The organism is Streptomyces katrae, from assembly GCF_000966975.1.
GTDB lineage: Bacteria > Actinomycetota > Actinomycetes > Streptomycetales > Streptomycetaceae > Streptomyces > Streptomyces katrae.
Genome location: NZ_JZWV01000399.1, coordinates 1 through 2,018 on the forward strand (window position 1 = coordinate 1; position 2,018 = coordinate 2,018).

Below are 2,018 nucleotides of genomic sequence, written 5' to 3' on the forward strand. Positions count from 1 at the left end.
CCCCTCGAGGGGGCGATGGCGGGCCCGCAGGTCAGCCCCTCTGGGCCCGGACCGCGCCCATGCTCGCCGCTATGACCAGGGCGATCGCCAGGGCGTCCAGCAGGGACATGGCCTGGTGGAGGACCAGGAAGCCGGCCGTGGCCGCGATGGCCGGTTCCAGGCTCATCAGGATGGCGAACGTCGGGGCCGGGAGGCGGCGGAGGGCGAGGAGTTCCAGGGTGTAGGGGAGCACCGACGAGAGCACCGCCACGCCGAGGCCCAGGGCCAGGGTGCTCGGGACCAGGAGGGCGGAGCCCGCCTGGGCCACGCCCAGGGGGAGGGAGATGACCGCCGCGACCGCCATCGCCAGGGCCAGGCCGTCCGCCTGGGGGAAGCGGCGGCCCGTGCGGGCGCTGAAGACGATGTACGCCGCCCACATCGCGCCGGCGCCCACCGCGAAGGCCGCGCCGAGCGGGTCGAGGGAGCCGAAGCCGAGACCGCCGCCGCCGTGGCCGGAGAGGAGGACCACGCCGCCCAGGGCCAGGCCGGCCCACAGGAGGTTCACCAGGCGGCGGGAGACCAGGACCGACAGGGCCAGCGGGCCGAGGACCTCCAGGGTGACCGCCGGGCCCAGGGGGATGCGGTCGATGGACTGGTAGAAGAGGCCGTTCATGCCCGCCATGGCCACGCCGAAGGCGACGACCGTGCCCCAGTCCGCGCGCGAGTAGCCCCGTACCTTGGGCCGGCAGACGGCCAGGAGCACCAGGGCGGCGGCCGCGAGGCGCAGCGTGACCACGCCGGCCGCGCCCGCCCTCGGCATGATCATGACCGCGAGGGCGGCGCCGAACTGCACCGAGATCCCGGCCGCGACGACGAGGGCCACCGGGCCGAAACGGCCGCCGAGGCCGCCCTTGAGGCGGTTGGCGGGAGAGGTGGTCCGGGCCTGGGCGGGGGCCGTGGGGGTCGTAGCGGTTGCGGGGGTTGTCGCGGGGGACGGCGAGGCTGCGGGCATTTATCCAGATTACGGGGTCGGTAAGGGTCGTGCCTCCGTGTTCTCTCTTACATCGGGTCCGGGCCCTCGTCCGGCGCCAGGGCCTCCGCGAGGAGTTCCGCCAGGTGGCGGGCGCGGTGGCCGGAGAGCTGGGCGATCTGGGTGCGGCAGGAGTAGCCGTCCGCCAGGACAGCGGCGTCGGGGCCGGCGGACCGGAGGGAGGGGAGGAGCTGTTCCTCCGCGCAGGCGACGGAGACGGCGTGGTGGCCCGGCTCGAAGCCGAAGTTTCCCGCGAGGCCGCAGCAGCCGCCGCTGAGCTCTCCGGTCAGACCGGCGCGGTCGCGCAGCCGCCGGTCGGCGGCGTCGCCGAGGACGGCGTGCTGGTGGCAGTGGGTCTGGCCCGCGACTGGCCGGTCCAGGCGGGGCGGAGTCCAGTGGGGGGCGTACTGCTCCAGGGTCTCGGCGAAGGTGCGGACCGCAGCGGCGAGGCGGTGGGCGCGGGGGTCGTCGGGGAGGAGGGCGGGGAGGTCGGTACGGAGGGCTGCGGCGCAGCTGGGTTCCAGGACGAGGACGGGGCCTTCGACGTCGCCGAGGGTCTCCAGGGTGCGGCGGAGGACCCTGCGGGCGCGGGTGAGGCGGCCGGTGGAGACGTAGGTAAGGGCGCAGCAGACCGGGCCGGCGGTGGGGACGGTGACGGTCAGGCCGGCGGCCGCCAGTACGCGGGTCGCGGCGCGGGCGGTGCCGGGGGCCAGGTGGTCGGTGAAGGTGTCCGGCCAGAGCGTCACGGGCGCGAGGGGCGCAGTCGGGCCCGGGCCCGAGGTCGGGCCCGAGGCCCAGGCCGAGGTAACGGCCGGGGTCGGGATCGCCTCAGAGGTCGGGGCCGGGCCCACGGCCGCGTCCGAGGCCGAGGCTGCGTCCGAAGCCGGGGCCGGGGACGCGTCCGAGGCTGGGACCGCCTCCGGGGCCGGTGTCGAGCCCCCGCCCCCGCCCCGGCCCGCACCCGCACCCGCACCCGCACCCGCACCCGGCAGTGGCGTCCGGCGGTCTC

Annotated in this window: 2 protein-coding genes; both read right to left on the reverse strand. The window is 76.8% G+C overall.

The window, feature by feature from the left end; all coding sequences use genetic code 11:
* Positions 1 to 31 precede the first annotated feature (31 nt).
* The gene (locus VR44_RS15470) at positions 32 to 991 is read right to left on the reverse strand and encodes an EamA family transporter (protein WP_045948067.1); all 960 of its coding nucleotides are present in this window, start codon (positions 989 to 991) and stop codon (positions 32 to 34) included.
* 47 nt (positions 992 to 1,038) lie between these two features.
* The coding region (locus VR44_RS15475) for a (Fe-S)-binding protein (RefSeq protein ID WP_169791012.1) at positions 1,039 to 2,018 on the reverse strand (980 nt) is incomplete at its 5' end.